The following is an 18,292-nucleotide window of genomic DNA, read 5'->3' as shown; positions in this document are numbered from 1 at the left end:
TCGACCGATCGCGTCAGGCTTGGCGAGCCCCTTACCCGGGGGCCACCACTTCGGGACGATGATCGACCCATCCGCTACCCACCGCTGAACGACCCACTCCGACGCCGGACGCCAAGCCCGTCACCAGCCGGAACTCCCCTCAGCGCGGGCGCGTCACACCCGGGTCTCCACCGCGCCGGATCACAGCGCCGGGACAGGCCCGGTGGACGACCGGACGACCAGGTGCGGAACGACGAGATTCTGCCGCGCGGCCCGCGCCGGATCCCCGATCCGGGTGGTGAGCAGCTCGGCGGCCACCCGGCCCATGTCGCGGCGCGGCTGGTTCACGCTGGTCAGCGAGATGTGCCGGATCGCGGCGAGATGGGTGTTGTCGTACCCGACGATCGACACCTTCTCCGGGACCGGCAGGTCCAGCTCGTCCGCCGCCGACAGCGCGCCCGTCGCGACCAGGTCGTTCGGCGCGAAGATCGCGGTGGGACGGTCGGGCCGGGCGAGCAGCGTGCGCGCCGCGCGGTACCCGCCCTCCTCGGTGAAGTCGCCGGGCTCGACGACGATCTCGTCCGCCAGGCCGTGTCGCCGCATCGCCTTCTCGTAGCCCGCGCGCCGGTACCGGGCAGTGGTGGAGCGCGCCCCCTCGATATGCGCGATCCGCCGGTGGCCGAGGTCCACCAGGTGGTCCACGGCGAGGGACGCGCCGAGTTCGTCGTCGTCCACCACGATGTCCACGCCCTGCACGTCGCGTTCGCCGACGACCACGACCGGCACCGACGACGCCGCCTCCTTCAGCGACTCCGGGACGACGCTGAGCAGCACCAGGCCGTCCACCCGCATCTCCAGGAACGCCTCGACGGCCTCGGCCTCGAACAGCGGGTCCCAGCGCCCGGAGCCGACCAGCATCCGCAGGCCCGCGCCGTGCAGCGACTCCTGGAGACCGTCCAGGAACTCGGCGAAGAACGGGTTGTGCAGGTCCGCGACGATCGCGCCGATCAGCCGGGTGCGGCCCTCGACCAGGCTCCGCGCGACCGCGTTCGGCCGGTAGCCGAGCTCCCGCGCCGCCTGGAGGACCGCCGCCCGTCTGCGTTCGCTCACGTGCGGGGAGCCGCGCATCACCAGCGACACCAGCGACTTGGACACCCCGGCGCGTTCGGCCACGTTCCGGATCGTCGGCTTGGGCGCGGGCAGGGGCAGCGTGCCCGCGCGAGGTCGCGGGACCTGCGAGCGCGGGATCTCCCTGCGCAGCGTCTCGGCGCCGCGTGGCGGGGTCGTTTCTCCGTCTGACATGGCACTCCGTCCGGGGGCCTTGCGGGTCATGCCACTCGCGGTGTTCCGGACGCACGGGCCGCCCGAACACCGTCCTCGCTCGGGAGGAGATGCCATGATGCCTCGGCTTCGCCCGAAATCGGCGCAACAGTGAGTAACGGGCAGCCGCCAATCGGAGTTCGGGGCACGCGGCCCGGGAACGTTCCCGCCGTTTCCGCCCGTCACCGGGGGGACGGCTTCCCGGGAGGCCCGGAGAAAGGGACAGGCCCGCGTGGCGGCGCGGCCGTGCCCGGACGCGGCCTCGGATACCCTTCCCGAGTGGCAGATCGTGCAGTGACCGGCGGCGGTCGGCGAGCGAACACCCGCGACCGGCGGGCCGGCGGCGCCCGTCAGGCCAGGCGCCGCCTCAGCGTGGACGAGCGCCGCGACGAACTGATCGAGGCCGCGCTCCAGCTGTTCAGCACCCGCCCGCCCGAGGACGTCTCCATCGACGACGTCGCCGCCGCGGCGGGCGCGTCCCGCGCGCTGGTCTACCACTACTTCGGCGGCAAGTACGAGCTCTACCTCGCCGCCCTCGGCAACGCCGCCCACAAGCTGTCGGTGCTGCTCGAGCCGCCCACCGAGGGCTCCCCGATCGACCGGCTCCGGGTGTCGCTGGAGCGCTACTTCGACTTCGTGGAGAGCCACGCCGCGGGCTTCACCGCCCTGCTGCGCGGCGGCCCGGCCGACCGCTCCGGCGAGGTCGGCGAGATCGTGGACGGCATCCGGCAGCTGCTGCTCGGCCGCATCCTCACCGCGATGGACGTCGAGATCCCGACGCCGATCCTGCGCATCACGCTGCGTTCCTGGATGGCCTCGGTCGAGACCGCGGGCCTCGACTGGCTGGAGAACCGGGACGTCGCCCGGTCCGAGCTCGAACGCCTCCTGGTCGACCAGCTGATCGTCCTGCTGCATGTCGCTGGCCAGCACACCGCCGACATCTCCGACCTGTACGACCGGCTCGCCGAAGCCGAGCTCGGCCCCGCCGCGGGCTGACCCCCGCCGCGCCGGACGTGCCCGGCGGGCCCAGTGCGATGAGCGTGTGCGCGTGGTGACTCTGTGGAGTCAGAGGCCGGGCATGGCGGATGTCCCGGTCGCGGGGCGAACGGGACATCCGATGATTACGGTGAGTGGCCCGGGACCGCGGTTCTCGGATGACCGTGGTGCCGGACCGTCGGCCAGGAAGCGGCTGAACTCCCGCCCGCTGCGGACGGTTCCGTTCAGCGGCCTCCTGGCCGCCCCCCTTGTTGCGCTGTACACGACCGTCCGTGCCGAGGGTTCGGCGGGACGGCGCGTCTCACTCCGAACGCTGCTGCGGGATACCCGCGAGCAGTGCTCGCACCTCCGCCTCGCGGTAGCGGCGGTGCCCCCCCAGGGTGCGGATGGACGTCAGCTTGCCGGCCTTCGCCCACCGCGTCACCGTCTTGGGGTCGACACGGAACATCGTCGCCACCTCCGCCGGCGTGAGCAGCGGCTCGGCCTCGGGTGTACGTGCTGACATGTGTGCGGCCTCTCCTCCGTGGACCGAATGACAGCGATCCTGCGATTTTGATCTCGCGCGGTCACTGATGTCCCCTATGGCCCGAAAGAGCCACTATGACATCACAACGTGTAACCTTGCCACCACTCATCGCAACAAGCAAGTACCTTTGCCACCCTGCGTAGGGATTCGTGTCGCATCAGCGTGGTCACTGGGTCACGCTCAGTGATTCTAGCGACACGTATAGTCGTATCGCGCAGGGATTCAGGAAATTTGTTCAGTTCGCCGTGCGGCGCGCCCGCACCGGCCGCCAGCGGGCGAGCAGGCGCTGGTACATCGCGACGGTCAGCTCGACCTCACCGCGCGCCATCGCGGCGAGCGCGACGCCCGTCTCGCCGACCGAGTCGTCGGCGCGGAGCGCGGCGTCGTCCAGCAGGTGGACGAGCCCGCCGTAGTCGAGCTCCACCAGCGAGCGCGGATGGAAGACGTCCAGGTGGGAGCCCAGCGCCTCCAGCCGTCCGGCGGCCGGCGCCACCGGGTCGCGCGCGTCCGCGCCGAGGCCGGCCCGGCCGACGTCGCGCTGGAGGACGGGGAGCGCGGCGACGATCCTGCGGCGCGCCTCCGCCATCGACGTGACGTAGATCAGCGTACGCGTGGCGGACGCCGTCGTCGGGCCACGTCGGGCGTGTTCACCCCGTTCGTCCGGTGAATCCCCTCCGGCGGGCGCGTCCGGTTCCGTCCCCACGGCCGGTCCGGCGCTCGCCGCGGCCCCTCCCCCGGTGCCGCGCGAGGCTAGCCCGGGTTCCCCCAGGTGGCCGTTCCCCGTCGTCCGGCCGAGCAGCAGGCAGCGCTCCGCGCGATCGAACAGGACGAACCAGGCGAGCGGAACGTGCCAGGTGGCGGTCTGAATGTGCGGACGCAGCGTCCGGCCGTTGTCCCGCCAGTGCGCGAAGGCCCGTTCGGCCCGTTCCGCCTCGTCCGGCGGGACGAACGCGGGGAGCACCGAGGTCGGCGTCTCGGCGCGGAACCGCTCGAACGCCTGCCAGGACCGCAGCCGCGTCTGCCAGGGACATATGTAGATCATGTCGTCCGTCCGCCGCACGTAGGCGTCCTGGCACTCCAGGCGGGGCGCGACCTCCGGCGGGTAACCGGCCAGCCGCCGCGCCGCGCGCCGGTGCTCGACCTCGAGGGCGTGGACCCGGCGGGGCCGCCGACGCGACTCGGCGTAGGCCGTCCACAGGGTTCGGGCCGGTTCCGGGAAGGCGGTAACCGGCTCATATACCCGTAGGTACGCGGCGTACGGAAACACCACCGCATCGTTACATGAGTCCGACCGAAATGCGGGCTCCTTGGGCCTCGCGAGACGCGCGCGTTACCTCGTTCCCGATGTTCAAGGTCCTGGTCGCGGGTCCGAAACCGCCTCGCAGGGGCCCGTGACCTTCCGCGAACACCGGCGCGCCGGAATGCCGGACGGCCCGTAGCGGGGTTCTGCCAGCGGGGTGACATCCACCACCTTTAGGCTGATCTCAAGACAGAGAGGAGGGCACTACCGTGCCTAATGTCTTCGGGTCGCCCCACAAGGGCACCGAACCCCGACACGAGCAGGTCGTCTTCTGCCAGGACGAGGCCAGCGGCCTGCGCGCGATCATCGCCATCCACTCCACGGCGCTCGGCCCGTCCCTCGGCGGGACACGCTTCTACCCCTACGCGTCGGAGGAGGCGGCCCTCACCGACGTGCTCAACCTGTCGCGCGGCATGTCCTACAAGAACGCGCTGGCGGGCCTGGACCTCGGCGGCGGCAAGGCCGTGATCATCGGTGACCCCGACACCGACAAGAACGAGGCGATGCTGCGCGCCTACGGACGTTTCGTCCAGTCGCTGCACGGCCGCTACATCACCGCCTGCGACGTGGGCACCTACAGCCCCGACATGGACATCGTCGCCCGCGAGTCCGAGTACGTCACCGGACGCACCGTCGAGCACGGCGGCGCGGGCGACTCCTCGATCCTGACCGCGTTCGGCGTGTTCCAGGGCATGCGGGCCGCGGCGCAACACGTGTGGAGCGGGCCGACCCTGCGCGGGAGGAGGGTGGGCGTGGAGGGCGTCGGCAAGGTCGGCCACCGGCTCGTCGAGCACCTCCTCGAGGACGGCGCGGAGGTCGTGATCAGCGACGTCGACGAGGCGGCCGTCGAGCGCGTGCGCGAGCGGCACCCCCAGGTCGCGGTGGCCGCCGACGGCGCCGCGCTCGTCCGCGAGCAGCTGGACGTCTACGCCCCCTGCGCCCTCGGCGGGTCCCTGTCGGACGAGACCGTCGCGGTCCTCAGCGCCAAGGTCGTCTGCGGCGCGGCCAACAACCAGCTCGCCCACCCCGGCATCGAGAAGCAGCTGGCCGACCGCGGCGTCCTCTACGCCCCCGACTACGTCGTGAACTCCGGCGGTGTGATCCAGGTCGCGGACGAGATCGGCGGCTTCGACTTCGAGCGCGCCAAGTCCCGCGCGACGAAGATCTTCGACACCACCGAGAAGATCTTCGTGCTGGCCGCCGAGGAGGGCGTGCCGCCCGCGGTGGCCGCCGACCGGCTCGCCGAGCGCAGGATGTCCGAGATCGGCCGCCTGCGCGGCATCCTGCTCTGACGCCCGTCCGCCGGGGGTTCGGCCGCCTTCGCCGGCGTCCTCCCCGGCGGCCGGAGAGCGGCTTCCGCCCCGGCGCCGCGGGCCTTCCGGGCCGCTGCGCCGGGGGCGTGTCGAGGCCTGGCCGCGGCCTCCCGACCACCGGATACACTGATGTCCTCCGCAACGAGCGTCGCCGCCACGGACTGACGATGTACCGAGCCGGGCGCAAAACGGGTACGGTTGTATCCGTGACTGACGCATGGCTCATCAGGCATCGGTTCGTGTGGTACACGCGCGCGTTGATGGGCCCACGAAAGCCCTGACCATCGAGGGGGTCGAGCCAATGGGTCGCGGCCGAGCCAAGGCCAAGCAGGTAAAGGTTGCCAGGCAGCTCAAGTACAGCAGCGGCGGCACAGACCTCGATCGCCTGCAGAAAGAGTTGGGTGTTCCGGACGACTCTCCGGCCGACGACGCCTATGACGAGCTCGCGGAGAAGTACGCCGACTACGCCGACGACTACGAGGACCAGCGCAAGAACGGCACCTCGGGTCACTGATCGGCCCTTTTGGCGAAACGCCACCGCAGGGACTTCGGTCCCGCGCGGTGGCGTTCGCGCTTCTCAGGGGCGGAGCGGCGACCGACAGGTCCGCTGGGCGGTCCGTCCTGGCGAAGGGCCGTCCTGGGGACGGGCTTTCCGGAGCAGGGCTTCCTCTCAGCGGCTCGTTCGGCGAGCGGACGGCTCGCGGGGCGGGCCGTTCTGGTGAGAAGACGACGCGCTGACAGGCCGTTCTGGTGAGCGGACGGCTCGCTGAGCGGGTCGTCCGGGAGCGACAAGCGTCACATTTTCAGTGGCCGGACGACGGCGGCGGGGCGAGGGCGGCGTACACGCCGGGCTCGGCCTCCCCGCCGATCCTGGGGCCGGGCTTCAGCGTCATGCTGCCGACGGCCTTGATCGTCGCGAGCGGCTCCCGCAGGTACCCGTTGATCGTCGCGTCGGTGCGTCCGCCGCCCATGCTCTGGTCGCCGACGCCGTACGCCTCGATCCCGGCCGCCCGGCACAGCGCGACGGCGCGCGGCAGGTGGAACAGCTGCGTCACGACGGTCGCCCGCCGCACTCCGAAGATCTTCTTGGCGCGGACGCACGAATCCCACGTGTCCAGCCCGGCGAAGTCGCGCACGATCTGGTTCTTGGGCACCCCCGCGCGCACGAGATAGTCGCGCATGGTCGTGGGCTCGTCATAGTCCTTGACCCGGTTGTCGCCGGAGACCAGCAGCACCTTCACCTTGCCCCGCCGGTACAGGTCGACCGCGAGATCGAGACGCCGCGCGAGCAGCGGCGAGGGCTGCCCGTTGGCGATCCCGGCACCGAGCACCAGGGCCACCGGTGTCTCCGGCACGTCCGCCGGGGTGTGCCGGTAGCGGGCCGTGTCGGCGTACGCCCACCCGGTGGGCAGCAGGACCGCGAACAGCCCCAGACCGCCCAGGACCAGCAGCGGCCCGGCCCGATACCGCAGCCGGGCCCTCACCTCCGCCAGAACCCGCCGACCCACCCGCACAGTCTTCCCAATGCCGGTCACACCGGGTTGGACGCCCGAAAGATCGGCAAAGTTCGCCTTTCCCGGCACCGGACGGCGGCGCGGCCGGAGGCGGCTCTCATGGCCTGCCCCCGGCGGCCCGTGTGCGGGGTGCCCCTCGGTCCCCTCGGCGTCCTGGGAGCAGGTCCCTGGCCGGGGCGGGGCGGGGGTCGGCGTCCGCCTCGATGGCCGCGATGATCTCCTCGATGTAGGCGGGCGTCCGCTCGGCCGGAAGCGCGAGGCCCCGGAGCCTCTCGAAGGCGGCCCGGTGGTCGGACGCGCGGGCGTCGCGGTCCAGGGTGGTGAGCATGGCGCCGCCGACGGCCTCGCTGGTCAGGATCGCGCGCTGGACGACCGGTCCCGGTCCCTGTCCCGAAGCGTTCGGCATTCCCACCCCTCGCTCGGTGGCCGGTGGCCGTGGAAGCACCGGAGCGCGTCGCGGCCCCCGTCCTCCCGCCCCTCTCCTGGTTCGAGTAAAACAGCGACCCGGCGGTCTGCCAAGTGGCAACCTGCGTCGTTCCTTTCTGACGACTTTCGAATTGATGACAGCCGAATGCGTGGCGGCGTTCGACGTTGTCGCGATGTGCGGTCGGAGTGCTTCTCCGGCGGGAGAGGGAGCCTCTCCGGCATCCGGAAGCACTGTGCTCACAGGCTTCCCGAGGGATCGCGTGGTCGCCGCCACTCTGCCAGGTGTCCTGTGGACAGCAAGCAGGACGCGGGCGGGCCGAACGCCACGTCTCCGCGTGGGACCAGCCAATCGGCGACCCCGCCGTTCTCCTGACGACAGATTCCTTCACGGCAATCAGCCGAAATCAGAAGCCATTACCGAACGGGGGCACAATTGCATTCGGGGGGAGATCATGTTCCCGAGCGAGAAAGGCGTCGTGACGAACATGAGCATGCAGCCCGTCGACCGGAAGGCCGGTCCGCCGCAGGTCTCCGCTCGGGCGTCGACTCCGATGCCGGCTCCCGAGGCGGCGCTGGACTCGGCCTCGAGGACCCTGTTTCCGCCGCCCGCGCCCGCCCCGCACCTCGTCCCCACTCCCGTCGCGCCTCGTCCGGTCTGGGACGGGTCGTCCGCTGCGAACCCGACTGGCGGGCCGTTCCACGCGGCGGCGCCCCGCGTCTACACCACGATGGTCGCCGGCGACATCGTCGCGTTCACCGACGCGCGCCGGGACGAGGAGATCCGGCGGCACCTGCGGCACCGCCTGTACGAAGACCTGCGGGAGGCGTTCACCATGACGCTGCTGCCCTGGGACGCCTGCTATCGGGAGGACCGGGGCGACGGGGCCCTCATCGTCGTTCCGCCGGACGCGCCGCCGCACCTCCTGCTGGACCCGCTCGCGCACCACCTCCAGGCGATGCTCCGGCGGGGCAACCGGTTCGCCAGCGACCCGGCCCGCATGAGGGTCCGGATGGCGGTCCATTCAGGGCATGTGGAGAAGGACGACCACGGCGTGGTCGGACGCGCCGTGAACCATCTGTTCCGGCTGGTGGACGCGCCCCGGTTCCGCGAGGCGGCCGCCGGGTCCGGGGCGGAGCTCAGCATGATCGCGTCGGACCTGCTGTACGACGAGGTGCTGTCCAGCCGCGGTGTCCTGTTCCCCGAGCTGTACCGGCAGGTCGAGGTCAGCTGCAAGGAGACGACGGCCCGGGGATGGATCTGGCTCTCCCCGGGAGGATGTTTCCCTGACCCGGCGGCTACCCCCGATCAGGCGTAGTCGCACGTCCCGGTGCCGGGGGTGGTCTCACCGAGGAGCCAGGACGGAACGCCGCGGTCGTTGAGGAGCCGGATCGCGGCGTCGGCGGCGTCGGCGGCGACGATCGCGACCATGCCGACGCCGAGGTTGAAGGTCTTGTCCATCTCGGACTGCGGGACGTCGCCGTGGGCGCGGAGGATCTCGAAGAGCGGCGGGACCGTCCAGGAGTCGCGGCGCAGGACGGCGTCGACGGTTCCGGGGAGGGAACGGGCCAGGTTGTTCGCCAGGCCGCCGCCGGTGATGTGGGCGAACGCGTGGACGCCGCCGTCCGTCCCGTCGATCAGGGCGAGCATGTCCCGGGCGTAGATGCGGGTGGGGGTCAGCAGCTCCTCGCCGAGGCTGCGGCCGAGCTCGTCCGGACGGGAGTCCAGCGTCAGGTCGCTGTGCGCGAGGATGTGCCTGACCAGCGAGTATCCGTTGGAGTGGATGCCGGACGAGGCCATCGCGATCACCGCGTCGCCGGGGCGGACACGGTCCGGGCCGAGCAGTTCGCCCGCCTCGACGACGCCGGTGCCGGCGCCCGCGACGTCGAACTCGTCCTCGCCCAGGAGACCCGGGTGCTCGGCGGTCTCGCCGCCGACCAGGGCCGCTCCGGCGAGCGCGCAGCCCTCGGCGATGCCGCCCACGATGTCGGCGATCCGCTCCGGGACGACCTTGCCGCAGGCGATGTAGTCGGTCATGAACAGCGGCTCGGCGCCGCAGACCGCCAGGTCGTCCAGGACCATCCCGACCAGGTCGTGCCCGATCGTGTCGTAGATCCCCAGGCGGCGCGCCAGGTCGACCTTGGTGCCGACGCCGTCGGTCGAGGTCGCCAGCAGCGGGCGGCGGTACTTCAGGAACGCCGAGGCGTCGAACAGGCCCGCGAAACCGCTCGCGTCGTCCACGACCTCCGGACGGCGCGACCGGGCCACGCGCGCCTTCATCAGCTCCACGGCGCGCTCGCCCGCCGCGATGTCGACTCCGGCCGCCTCGTACGAGGTGCTCATGATCCCCCCGGCCCGCCGCGCGGCGGGTCGTCTCCTCGGCCCGCCCTCACGCGAGCCTCCTCCACCGCCCGCAGGGATCTGCGGGCTGTCCTTGTGTCCCCGCGGCCGTCAGGTGCGGGTCGGTTCCAGCAGGTGCTTGCCTCGGGCGGCCTCCTCGACCGGGACCGGGTAGACGCCGTCGAAGCAGGCCCGGCAGAGCCGGTCCTTCTGGATCTGGGAGGCGGCGATCAGCTCATCCAGCGAGATGAAGCCGAGGGAGTCGGCGCCGATGGAGTCGCGGATGCCCTCGACGTCGAGGTTCCCGGCGATCAGCTCGGCGCGGGTGGCGAAGTCGATGCCGTAGAAGCAGGGCCAGGAGACCGGCGGGCTGGAGATCCGGACGTGGACCTCGGCGGCGCCGGCGTCGCGCAGCAGCGCCACGACCTGCCGCTGGGTGTTGCCGCGCACGATCGAGTCGTCCACGACGACCAGGCGCTTGCCCTCGATGGCCTCGCGGAGCGGGTTCAGCTTCAGCCGGATGCCGAGCTGCCGGATCGTCTGGGACGGCTGGATGAACGTCCGGCCGACGTAGGAGTTCTTGACCAGGCCCTGGCCGTAGGGGATGCCGGACGCCTCGGCGTAGCCGATCGCGGCGGGGGTGCCGGACTCGGGCGTCGGGATGACCATGTCGGCCTCGACCGGGTGCTCGGCGGCGAGGCGGCGGCCGACCTCGACCCGCGTCGCCTGGACGGACCGTCCGGCGATCGTGGTGTCGGGACGGGCCAGGTAGACGTACTCGAACAGGCAGCCCTTGGGGTTGGCCTCGGCGAACCGCTCCGTGCGGACGCCGTCCGCGTCGATCGCGATCATCTCGCCCGGCTCGATCTCGCGGACGAAACGGGCGCCGACGATGTCGAGCGCGGCCGTCTCGGACGCCACGACCCAGCCGCCGTTCCCCTCCATGGCGCCCAGGACCAGCGGGCGGATGCCCTCCGGGTCGCGGGCGGCGTACAGGGTGTGCTCGTCCATGAAGACCAGCGAGTACGCGCCCCGGGTGGCCGGGAGGATCTCGCGCGCCGCCGCCATCGGGCCGCCCTCGCGGGTCGCCAGCAGCGCGGTGAGCACCTCGGTGTCGGAGGTGGCGGTGAGCACGTCCCCGTCCAGCCGGGCGGCCAGCTCGGGGGTGTTGATCAGGTTGCCGTTGTGCGTGAGAGCCAGCCCGCCGTGCCCGGTGGAACGGAAGGTGGGCTGGGCGTTCTCCCAGGTCGGCGAGCCGGTGGTGGAGTACCGGCAGTGTCCGACCGCGATGTGTCCGCGCAGGGTGTTCAGGACGGACTCGTCGAAGACCTGGGCGACCAGGCCCATGTCCTTGAACACCACGATCCGCGAGCCGTCGCTGACCGCGATGCCCGCCGACTCCTGTCCGCGGTGTTGGAGCGCGTACAGGCCGTAGTAGGTGAGTTTGCTGACCTCCGCCCTGGCGGCCTGGTCCTGTGGGACCCAGACGCCGAACACACCGCAGGCGTCCTGCGGCGGGCGGTCGGAGGGGTCGATGTCATGGCTCAGTCGTCCATCACCGAGAGGCACGCCGGCCAGTCTAAAGGCCCGTCCGTTCTGCTCCGTTCGGTGGAGTCCTTAATCGACCTTTACCCGCCCGTCCCCTGGCCGGAGGGCCGGGCGCGCGAGTGTGGGGAGGCGACTTCAGGGGATTCAGGGGGCCGAGCCGATGACCATGCCGGGATACCAGACGCGGACGCCGCCGCGGGGCGTGCCGGAGCGGCGTGGGCTCGCGACGGCGTCCCTGGCGCTCGGGCTGGCCGGACTGCCCGGTCTGCTGCTGTGCGGGGCCGGTCTCCCGGCCGCTCTGATCGGCCTGGTTCTGGGCGTCATCGCGCTGTCGCGGGGGACGGGACGGGGTCTGGCGATCGCGGGGATCGTCTGCTCGGCGGTGACACTCGCGGTCGGGACGGTGTCGATCATCTGGCTGCTCAGCAAGGCTGCGGAATGCGCCGATACCCACCGCTATCCGGACGACTTCGCGCGTCGGCAGTGCATCGATCGCACGTTCCCGTTCGCCGAGGAGTCGCACGCCCCCTGAGGGTGATTTGTGAGATCGCCTACAGGGTGGGTGTGGGGGCGGGCAAGCGTGATGTCCGTCTCGTGTCGTGTTGTGTCGATCACTCGGCGGCCAGGGTTCGGATGGTGTGCTCGTCCAGGGCCGCGGAGTAGACGCGGACGTCGGCCATGAGTCCTGAGATGCCGGGCTTGCCGGGTTCCGCGCCCAGGGACAGCGTGCCGCCCGGTGTCACCACGGGATGTTCCAGCGGGACGGCCACGTCCAGCTTGCCGTCGAGGTAGAGGGCCATGCCCTGGGCGTGGACGACGAACGCCAGATGAGACCACGTCCCGGCGGTCAGGCGTGCGTGGCTGTCCATGTACTCCGGGCCCTTGATCGTGAAGAGCTGGACGCGGAGGCGGTCGGCGTCCGGGTGCAGCCACACGCCGAGGGCGCGGGCGTCGGCGTCCGCGACCCGTTTGAAGAGGAGCGCGCGCCACTCCCCCGTCGGGCCCTCGGTGACGCAGGCGTGGAACGCGACGGTGAAGCCGAAGACCTGGCTGAGGGCCAGTTCCGGGACGGCGGGAACGGTCGCGCGACTCCCCGTCCCGTCGAAGGCGAGTGCCTCGCCGTCGCGTCCGGGGACGATCCGGACCCCCTCGTCCAGGGTCATCGCGGGACCGCCGCCGCCCGTGGCGTCGGCCACCCGGCGTCCGTTGATGTCCTCGACCTCGAAACTCCAGCGCGCGACGAGCACGGCGCCCACCTCCACGGCGTCGGGGCAGGGCGTCCGGGCGCGGCGTCGAAGCCTCGCGTCCGGGCGTGATCGGTGCCCTCCACCGTCGCAGCGACCCGCGCCGCGGGCAAGACCCAACGATCCGACCCCAACGTTTCGACGGCGTCACTCGTTGAGGTAGGTGGGAGGGGAGTTGCTCACCTGCGTCGTGGGGAGGGGGATTTGCTGGTCGAAGTCACTGGAAGGGGAGTTGCTGGCCAAGCCGCTGGGGGCGCTGGTCTAGGTCGGCGGGGGCTGGCCTGGGTCGATGGGGGGCTGGGTCTAGGTCGGCGGGAGGGGGAGTTGGGCGGAGAGGTCGGCGCGTGACCCGCTGGCCTTGACGCGCCGGTCGCGGACGGCGTCGTCCCAGGTCAGGTCTCCCAGGGCGAGGGCGATCCAGGTGTCGGCGTCCATCTCGACCACGTTGGGCGGGGTGCCGCGGGTGTGCCGCGTGCCCTCGATCGCCTGGACGGCGGCATGCGGGGGGACGCGGATCTCGACCGACCGTCCGGGGGCGAGTTCGGCGAGCCGGTCGAGCAGCAACCGGACGGCCCCGGTCACGATCGGCCGGGCGGGCTCGATTCCCGCCGACCGGGCGGCGAGCAGTGTGTCGAGCGCTGCGCGGCGCAACGCGGGCGCCTCGTCCGGGCCGGTGTAGCCGGGCAGGCCGAGCACGGCACGCTGCTCGTCGAGCAGCTCACGGGTGAGAGGTTTGCGCGCCATGACCGCCGACGCTATCCGAAACCCCGCACGGGCCGGGTGCGGGCGACTCAGCCGCGTCATCGGTCGCCAACCGGTAGAAAGGGAGCGGTGCCGACGCGGGGGACGAATCAGGTTTCGCGGAAGTACGGGGGATTTCGCCCCCGATGGCAGAACACGGAGGGTGCGTAGATGGCGGAGGCTCTGCCCCTGCAGCCCGGCGACCCGGAACGACTCGGCGACTTCCCGATCACCGGCCGGATCGGTGTCGGCGAGCAGGGCGCGGTCTTCGTCGGCCGCGACGCTTCCGGACGGTCCGTCGCGGTGAAGCTGCTGCATGTGCGGCTGAGCGGGGAGCCCGAGGTGCGCGCCCGGTTCGTCGACGCGTTCACCGACGCCCGCCGTGTCACCGGGTTCTGCACCGCCGAGCTCCTCGCCGCGGACGTCGAGGGTGACCGTCCTTACGTGGTGTCCGATCTCGTGGACGGGCCGTCGCTGGCCGAGTTGGTCGCGGCCGAGGGACCGCGCGGGCAGGTCGTGGTCGAACGCCTCGCCGTTGGTCTCGCCGTGTCGCTGGCCGCCGCACATCGCGCGGGGGCCGTCCACCACGATCTGAAGCCGGCGAACGTCCTGCTCGCGCAGGTGGGGCCGCGCGTGACCGACCTCGGCGTGTTCACGGCCCTGGAGGCCGTGAACGCGGCCCCGGCGGCCCGGGCCGAGGACGGCCCGTCCTTCCTGGCCCCCGAGCAGCTCAGCGGGCACGGCATCGGCCCGGCCGCCGACGTGTTCGCCTGGGCGACGACCCTGCTGTTCGCGGCGACCGGCGAGCTCCCGTTCGGGGACGGCTCCCCCGCCGAGATCATGCAGCGCATCGTCTACGACGACCCGGTGACCGACGCCCTGCCCGAGTCCGTCCGCGACGTGGTCGCGGACGCGCTGGACAAGTCCCCGTCCGAACGCCCCACGGCCGCCGACCTGCTGCGCCGCATGCTGGACGGCCCTCTCGCCCCCCGCATGCCCGCCCCCCTCCGCGCCGAAGCCGAGGCCCTCGCCACAGGCGCCCCGGAATCCACGTCCGGCCCCGCCGCGTCCCTGAGCTCCAGCACCCCCGGAACCACCACACCACCCACGCCAAGCACGCCGGGCCCAAGTACAGCAAGCACACCGGCCGAACCTGCAACAGAAACACCAGACGCAGTCACACCGGGCACACCAGGCACCAGCACGCCCGGCATGCCGGGCGGAAGCACGCCAGGCCCAGGCACGCCAGGTGGGGCTGCCACATGGACGCCGGGCGGAGGAACAGCGGGTATGCCAGGCACAGGCCCGACGGGCACGCCGGGCGCAGGCACGGCAGGCACAAGCACGGGCACGGGCACGGCAGGCGTGAGCGCGCCAGGCGCACCCCGCACACCTGGCGCAGGCATGCCAGGCGGAAGCACGCCGGGCATGCTGGACGGAACTGCCGCAGGGACGCCAGGCACGAGCACGGCGGGTGCGCCGGGCACGGCAGGCGCAGGCACGGCGGGCGTGAGCGCGCCAGGCGGAGTTTCGGCGGGTACGCCAGGAAGCGCGGCGGGCACGCCGGGCGCAGGCATGCCAGGCGCAGGCATGCCGGGCGCAGGCATGCCGGGCGCAGGCATGCCGGGCGCAGGCATGCCGGGCGGAGCTGCCGCAGGGATGCCAGGCACAGGCACGGCGGGTGCGCTGGGCAGGGCGGGCGCAGGCATGCCGGGTGCGCTGGGCGGAGCTGCCGCAGGGGTGTCGGGTGGAGGCACGGCTGGCGCGGCGGGTGTGGGGGCGGCGGGTGGGGTTTCGGCGTTGGATTCGGGGGCCTGGACGCCGGCGTCTGGTGGCGGCTCAGGGGGGAGCGGGGGCGCGGCGGCGTCTGGGCATGCTTCGTCGGCCGCGCTGGGTGGCGGTTCTGCTGGTGGAGGGTTTGCGGGCTCGGCGTCCGCCCAGGGCGGAGGCTCGGGCGCTTCGCTTGACGGGGTTGCGGCGTCCTTGCCAGGTACGCGGCCTTCGGAGTCGGGGGCGGCGGGTGACGATGGGCCGAGCACGATGCTCGACCTGCCCAAGCCCTTCGCGCCTCCTGCGGACTTTGGCACAGGCCAGGGCGCGGGAAGTGGGACCTCGGACGACGGGCCCAGCACCGTCCTCGATGTGAACTCTGTTCCTGGGGCAAGCCGGGCCTCGGCGGACGATGACGGCCTTGCTGGCACTGTGCTCGACATGCGGCTCGGCGCTCCGGGCGGAACGGCGCAGCCTGCCGCCGGCGGGCCGCCGGTGCCCAGTACACCTCGTCCTGACGGGGGGTGGCAGAGCAGCCGTGCCACCGCGCGGGACCTTCCGGTGACGGGTCCATCGGCGGGTTCGGGTGGAGCGGCCTCGTCTGGAGCGCTCGTCCCAGGCGGAGGAGCATCTGGAGCGCTCGCCCCAGATGGGGGCGTGCCTGGGGCACCTCTCGCCGGTGGTGTCGGCCCCGGCACGGGCCTGCCCAATGATGCTGCGGCTGGAACGAGCATGCCGGGGACCACCGGACTGCCCGGAGCAGGGGCAGCGGGTGTGCCCGGAGCAGGTGTGCCGGGCGCGGGTCAGCCGGGTGCGGGTCTGCCTAGCACGGGCCTGCCGGGTGCGGGCATGGCTGGTGCGGACGTGGCTGGCGCGAGCGGGCCAGGAGTAGGCGCGCCGGGCGCGGGAGCGGGTGGGCCGGGTGCTGGTGGGGCTGGGGTGGGCTTGCCGGTGGGGGAGCCTTTGATTCCTGGGTTGCGGGTGGACAAGGGGTCGGAGACGGCTGTTCTGTCGTTGCCGGGGCTTCGGGCTGCCACGCCTCGGTGGCGGCGGCCGGGGAACCATGTGGTCGGGGTCGGGGTGTCGCTGGCCATCGGGGTCCTGGTGGGGGTCGCGATCATCGCGCTGGTGCTCTGGCCGCAGCTGCGTGGGGACGATGGCGGTGGTTCCGGGCAGCACGGCGCAACGGACAAGAAGCCGGTGAGCACGATTCCCGACGCGTTCGCCGGGACCTGGAAGGGGACGGCCGTGAACTCGCAGCGCGGTGAGACGTTCCCGCTGCAGGTCACGTTGCAGGCGGGGGCGAAGACGGGGACGGCGGTGTATCCGAGGGAGGGGTGCACCGGGACGCTGAACCTGACGAAGGGCACCGGATCGGAGCTCCAGCTGGCGCTGTCGGTCAGCCGTCCGTGCACGAGCGGGGACGTGAAGATCAGCCGTCAGCCGGACGGGTCGCTGAAGTACGACTGGTCCAAGCCGGGGACGGCCCTCGCCTACCGGGCCGGCCTCACCAAGGGCTGAGTGACCTGCTCAAGATCACTCAGGGGAGTTGATGTTCACCTGATTGATATGTCCTTTATGAGGCCCCTGAGGTGGAAGGTGCATTAGGGTTCCGGGGTTCGGTGACCTCGATCTTGGCCGCGGCTCATCCGACTCGCGGCAGAAGGAGCTCTCTTGCGGCCCGTCTCCCGAAGGCTGCTGCTGGCCGGCGCGATCGCGTCCTCTGTGGGCGCGGCGGCGGCGATCCCCGCGCTGGCCTCCGCCGATTCCACGCCCAAGGCTGTCCAGGTGACCGCCGCCGAGGGCTCGCCCATCGCGGGGCAGTACATCGTCACGCTCAAGGCCGGCACCTCCCCCGCCACCGCGGCGGGGCAGGTCGGCGCGTCCTCCGCCCAGGGCTTCGGCGACGCCCTCAACGGGTTCGTCGCCCGCCTCAACACCCAGCAGCTGGACAAGCTGCGTCACGACAAGCGCGTCGCGGCGATCGAGCAGGACCAGCTCGTGCACGCGACCACCACCCAGAGGTCCCCGCTCCCGTGGGGCCTGGACCGGATCGACCAGCGGAAGATGCCGCTGTCGAAGTCCTACTCCTACAAGGCGACCGGCAAGGGCGTCACCGCGTACGTCATCGACAGCGGCATCGCCTGGACCCACTCGCAGTTCGGCGGGCGCGCCAAGGTCGCGTGGGCCGCGCCGCGCTTCAAGGGCAACGGCTGGGACTACAACGGCCACGGCACGCACGTCGCGGGCATCCTCGGCTCCGCCAGGTACGGCGCGGCCAAGGGCGTGCAGCTGCGCGCGGTCCGGATCCTGGACCAGAACGGCAGCGCGCCGGTGTCCGACGTGGTCGCGGCCGTGAACTGGCTGCGCACCCACGCCGCCAAGCCCGCGGTGGCGAACATGTCGATCGGCGGCGGAAAGTCGTCGGCGCTCGACACCGCCGTCGCGAACCTGTCCAAGTCGGGGGTCTTCGTGACCGTCGCCGCGGGCAACGACAACAAGGACGCCTGCAAGTTCTCGCCGTCGGGCGCGGGCTGGGTCGAGGCCGTCGGCGCGACGACCTCGCACGACAACCGCGCGGGCTTCTCCAACTACGGCAAGTGCGTGGACATCATGGCCCCCGGCTATGGCATCACCTCCACGTGGCCGGGCGGCGGCACGCAGGTCGAGAGCGGCACGTCGATGGCGTCGCCGTACGTCGCCGGTGTCGCGGCGCTCTACCTGCAGACCCACCCGAAGGCGACCTTCCCGACCGTTCAGAAGTGGCTGTACGACAACTCCACCAAGAACGTCCTGAAGAACCTGGGGAGCGGCACGGGCAACCGGCTGGTCTACAAGGGCTCGCTGTAAGGCGCGGATCGCCGTGGACGCGGCGCCGTCCGGCGTGACCCGCCGTACGACGTGACGCGCTCACGCACGGTCATCATGGCCCGGTCCCGTTCCACGGGGCCGGGTCATCGCTCATCTCGCGGATCCGCGTGTCACGTTGCCCGCCCGGGGTCGTCCCAGCAGTCCCAGGGGTCTAATCTTTGGCGAGGCAACACCCAGTTCCTTGCAGTTTGTTGGTGTCCGGTCGGTGACTGTCCGTAATTGACGCGGCAGTCTGGCCGGACGTGCCGAGTCCCGGACGTCCTCGTCCCGGGAGCCGGGGAACCACCGCCGGACGCCCCGTCCGGCCGGGGTGAATTCGCCGGCGCCGCAGGGCGCCGCGATAGGGCGGACTCCCGCGCCCGAACCCGTCAGCTAACCCGGTAGGCCGACCAGAGGAGAGGAGAGG

Annotated in this window: 16 protein-coding genes, 1 pseudogene and 1 riboswitch; of the genes and pseudogenes, 8 read left to right on the top strand and 9 right to left on the bottom strand. The window is 72.0% G+C overall.

Annotation, left to right across the window (positions count from 1 at the left end; genetic code table 11):
* Positions 1–180: 180 nt before the first annotated feature.
* Positions 181–1,152 carry a LacI family DNA-binding transcriptional regulator gene (locus P696_RS0113560; protein ID WP_425394149.1) on the bottom strand — a complete coding sequence of 324 codons (972 nt, stop codon included), beginning with the start codon at positions 1,150–1,152 and terminating at the stop codon, positions 181–183.
* A gap of 426 nt (positions 1,153–1,578) precedes the next feature.
* Here P696_RS0113560 and P696_RS0113555 point away from each other — a divergent pair, with 426 nt between their 5' ends.
* Complete coding sequence (locus P696_RS0113555) at positions 1,579–2,295, top strand: TetR family transcriptional regulator (protein WP_034484599.1); 717 nt, start codon at positions 1,579–1,581, stop codon at positions 2,293–2,295.
* Positions 2,296–2,596: 301 nt separating this feature from the next.
* Here P696_RS0113555 and bldC read toward each other — a convergent pair whose 3' ends face one another.
* Positions 2,597–2,800 (bottom strand): developmental transcriptional regulator BldC, encoded by a 204-nt coding sequence (gene bldC / locus P696_RS0113550; RefSeq protein WP_012850682.1) that lies wholly within the window; start codon positions 2,798–2,800, stop codon positions 2,597–2,599.
* 256 nt (positions 2,801–3,056) lie between these two features.
* On the bottom strand, positions 3,057–4,091 hold the full coding sequence (locus P696_RS0113545) for a DUF8083 family protein (RefSeq protein ID WP_245627645.1): 1,035 nt from the start codon (positions 4,089–4,091) through the stop codon (positions 3,057–3,059).
* A 239-nt stretch (positions 4,092–4,330) separates the two neighbouring features.
* Between P696_RS0113545 and P696_RS0113540 the strand changes: the two genes are divergently transcribed.
* Positions 4,331–5,413, top strand: a complete 1,083-nt coding sequence (locus tag P696_RS0113540; protein ID WP_026412777.1) for a Glu/Leu/Phe/Val family dehydrogenase — start codon at positions 4,331–4,333, stop codon at positions 5,411–5,413.
* Positions 5,414–5,735: 322 nt separating this feature from the next.
* Positions 5,736–5,948, top strand: coding sequence for a DUF3073 domain-containing protein (locus tag P696_RS0113535; RefSeq protein WP_026412776.1), 213 nt, complete (start codon positions 5,736–5,738; stop codon positions 5,946–5,948).
* A 289-nt stretch (positions 5,949–6,237) separates the two neighbouring features.
* On the opposite strand, the gene P696_RS0113530 is transcribed toward P696_RS0113535, so the two are convergent.
* Both P696_RS0113530 and P696_RS0113525 read right to left on the bottom strand, forming a co-directional pair.
* Positions 6,238–6,942: a SanA/YdcF family protein gene (locus P696_RS0113530; RefSeq protein ID WP_245627644.1), complete on the bottom strand. Its 705-nt coding sequence runs from the start codon at positions 6,940–6,942 to the stop codon at positions 6,238–6,240.
* Positions 6,943–7,045: 103 nt separating this feature from the next.
* Positions 7,046–7,354 carry a hypothetical protein gene (locus tag P696_RS0113525; protein ID WP_026412774.1) on the bottom strand — a complete coding sequence of 103 codons (309 nt, stop codon included), beginning with the start codon at positions 7,352–7,354 and terminating at the stop codon, positions 7,046–7,048.
* Between the two features lie 505 nt (positions 7,355–7,859).
* Between P696_RS0113525 and P696_RS52405 the strand changes: the two genes are divergently transcribed.
* The gene (locus P696_RS52405) at positions 7,860–8,690 is read left to right on the top strand and encodes a nucleotidyl cyclase domain-containing protein (RefSeq protein WP_157429677.1); all 831 of its coding nucleotides are present in this window, start codon (positions 7,860–7,862) and stop codon (positions 8,688–8,690) included.
* Here the strand turns inward: P696_RS52405 and purM are convergent.
* Both purM and purF read right to left on the bottom strand, forming a co-directional pair.
* Complete coding sequence (gene purM, locus P696_RS0113515) at positions 8,681–9,715, bottom strand: phosphoribosylformylglycinamidine cyclo-ligase (RefSeq protein WP_026412773.1); 1,035 nt, start codon at positions 9,713–9,715, stop codon at positions 8,681–8,683. The two genes, P696_RS52405 and purM, sit on opposite strands and share 10 nt — an antisense overlap.
* A 108-nt stretch (positions 9,716–9,823) precedes the next feature.
* A complete protein-coding gene (gene purF, locus P696_RS0113510) occupies positions 9,824–11,281 on the bottom strand; it encodes an amidophosphoribosyltransferase (protein ID WP_026412772.1) in 1,458 nt (485 codons plus the stop codon).
* 139 nt (positions 11,282–11,420) lie between these two features.
* Here purF and P696_RS0113505 point away from each other — a divergent pair, with 139 nt between their 5' ends.
* Positions 11,421–11,792: a DUF4190 domain-containing protein gene (locus P696_RS0113505; protein WP_026412771.1), complete on the top strand. Its 372-nt coding sequence runs from the start codon at positions 11,421–11,423 to the stop codon at positions 11,790–11,792.
* Between the two features lie 79 nt (positions 11,793–11,871).
* On the opposite strand, the gene P696_RS0113500 is transcribed toward P696_RS0113505, so the two are convergent.
* The gene (locus tag P696_RS0113500; protein ID WP_157429676.1) at positions 11,872–12,507 is read right to left on the bottom strand and encodes a LamG domain-containing protein; all 636 of its coding nucleotides are present in this window, start codon (positions 12,505–12,507) and stop codon (positions 11,872–11,874) included.
* A gap of 300 nt (positions 12,508–12,807) precedes the next feature.
* A complete protein-coding gene (locus tag P696_RS0113495) occupies positions 12,808–13,248 on the bottom strand; it encodes a sterol carrier family protein (RefSeq protein ID WP_026412769.1) in 441 nt (146 codons plus the stop codon).
* Between the two features lie 168 nt (positions 13,249–13,416).
* On the opposite strand from P696_RS0113495, the pseudogene P696_RS59265 reads away from it, so the two are divergent.
* The 3 genes and pseudogenes from P696_RS59265 to P696_RS0113480 form a co-directional block, all read left to right on the top strand.
* Positions 13,417–14,151: pseudogene (locus P696_RS59265) on the top strand (serine/threonine-protein kinase); the annotation flags it as partial.
* A gap of 1,929 nt (positions 14,152–16,080) precedes the next feature.
* On the top strand, positions 16,081–16,536 hold the full coding sequence (locus P696_RS58060) for a hypothetical protein (protein WP_051467472.1): 456 nt from the start codon (positions 16,081–16,083) through the stop codon (positions 16,534–16,536).
* A 153-nt stretch (positions 16,537–16,689) separates the two neighbouring features.
* Positions 16,690–17,865 (top strand): S8 family peptidase, encoded by a 1,176-nt coding sequence (locus tag P696_RS0113480; protein ID WP_026412768.1) that lies wholly within the window; start codon positions 16,690–16,692, stop codon positions 17,863–17,865.
* 254 nt (positions 17,866–18,119) lie between these two features.
* Positions 18,120–18,288: riboswitch (cyclic di-AMP (ydaO/yuaA leader) on the top strand.
* Positions 18,289–18,292 lie beyond the last annotated feature (4 nt).

The sequence above is a fragment of the Actinomadura oligospora ATCC 43269 genome (assembly GCF_000518265.1).
Lineage (GTDB): Bacteria > Actinomycetota > Actinomycetes > Streptosporangiales > Streptosporangiaceae > Spirillospora > Spirillospora oligospora.
The sequence above is the reverse complement of the archived record's forward strand: the minus strand, read 5'-3'. Positions and strand labels throughout refer to the sequence as shown.

What these genes read in the sequence shown, in the direction of transcription:
- bldC (WP_012850682.1), bottom strand. Translation starts at nt 2,800, where the DNA reads ATGTCAGCACGTACACCCGAGGCCGAGCCGCTGCTCACGCCGGCGGAG.
- P696_RS0113535 (WP_026412776.1), top strand. Translation starts at nt 5,736, where the DNA reads ATGGGTCGCGGCCGAGCCAAGGCCAAGCAGGTAAAGGTTGCCAGGCAG.
- P696_RS0113525 (WP_026412774.1), bottom strand. Translation starts at nt 7,354, where the DNA reads ATGCCGAACGCTTCGGGACAGGGACCGGGACCGGTCGTCCAGCGCGCG.
- P696_RS52405 (WP_157429677.1), top strand. Translation starts at nt 7,860, where the DNA reads ATGAGCATGCAGCCCGTCGACCGGAAGGCCGGTCCGCCGCAGGTCTCC.
- purM (WP_026412773.1), bottom strand. Translation starts at nt 9,715, where the DNA reads ATGAGCACCTCGTACGAGGCGGCCGGAGTCGACATCGCGGCGGGCGAG.
- P696_RS0113505 (WP_026412771.1), top strand. Translation starts at nt 11,421, where the DNA reads ATGACCATGCCGGGATACCAGACGCGGACGCCGCCGCGGGGCGTGCCG.
- P696_RS0113495 (WP_026412769.1), bottom strand. Translation starts at nt 13,248, where the DNA reads ATGGCGCGCAAACCTCTCACCCGTGAGCTGCTCGACGAGCAGCGTGCC.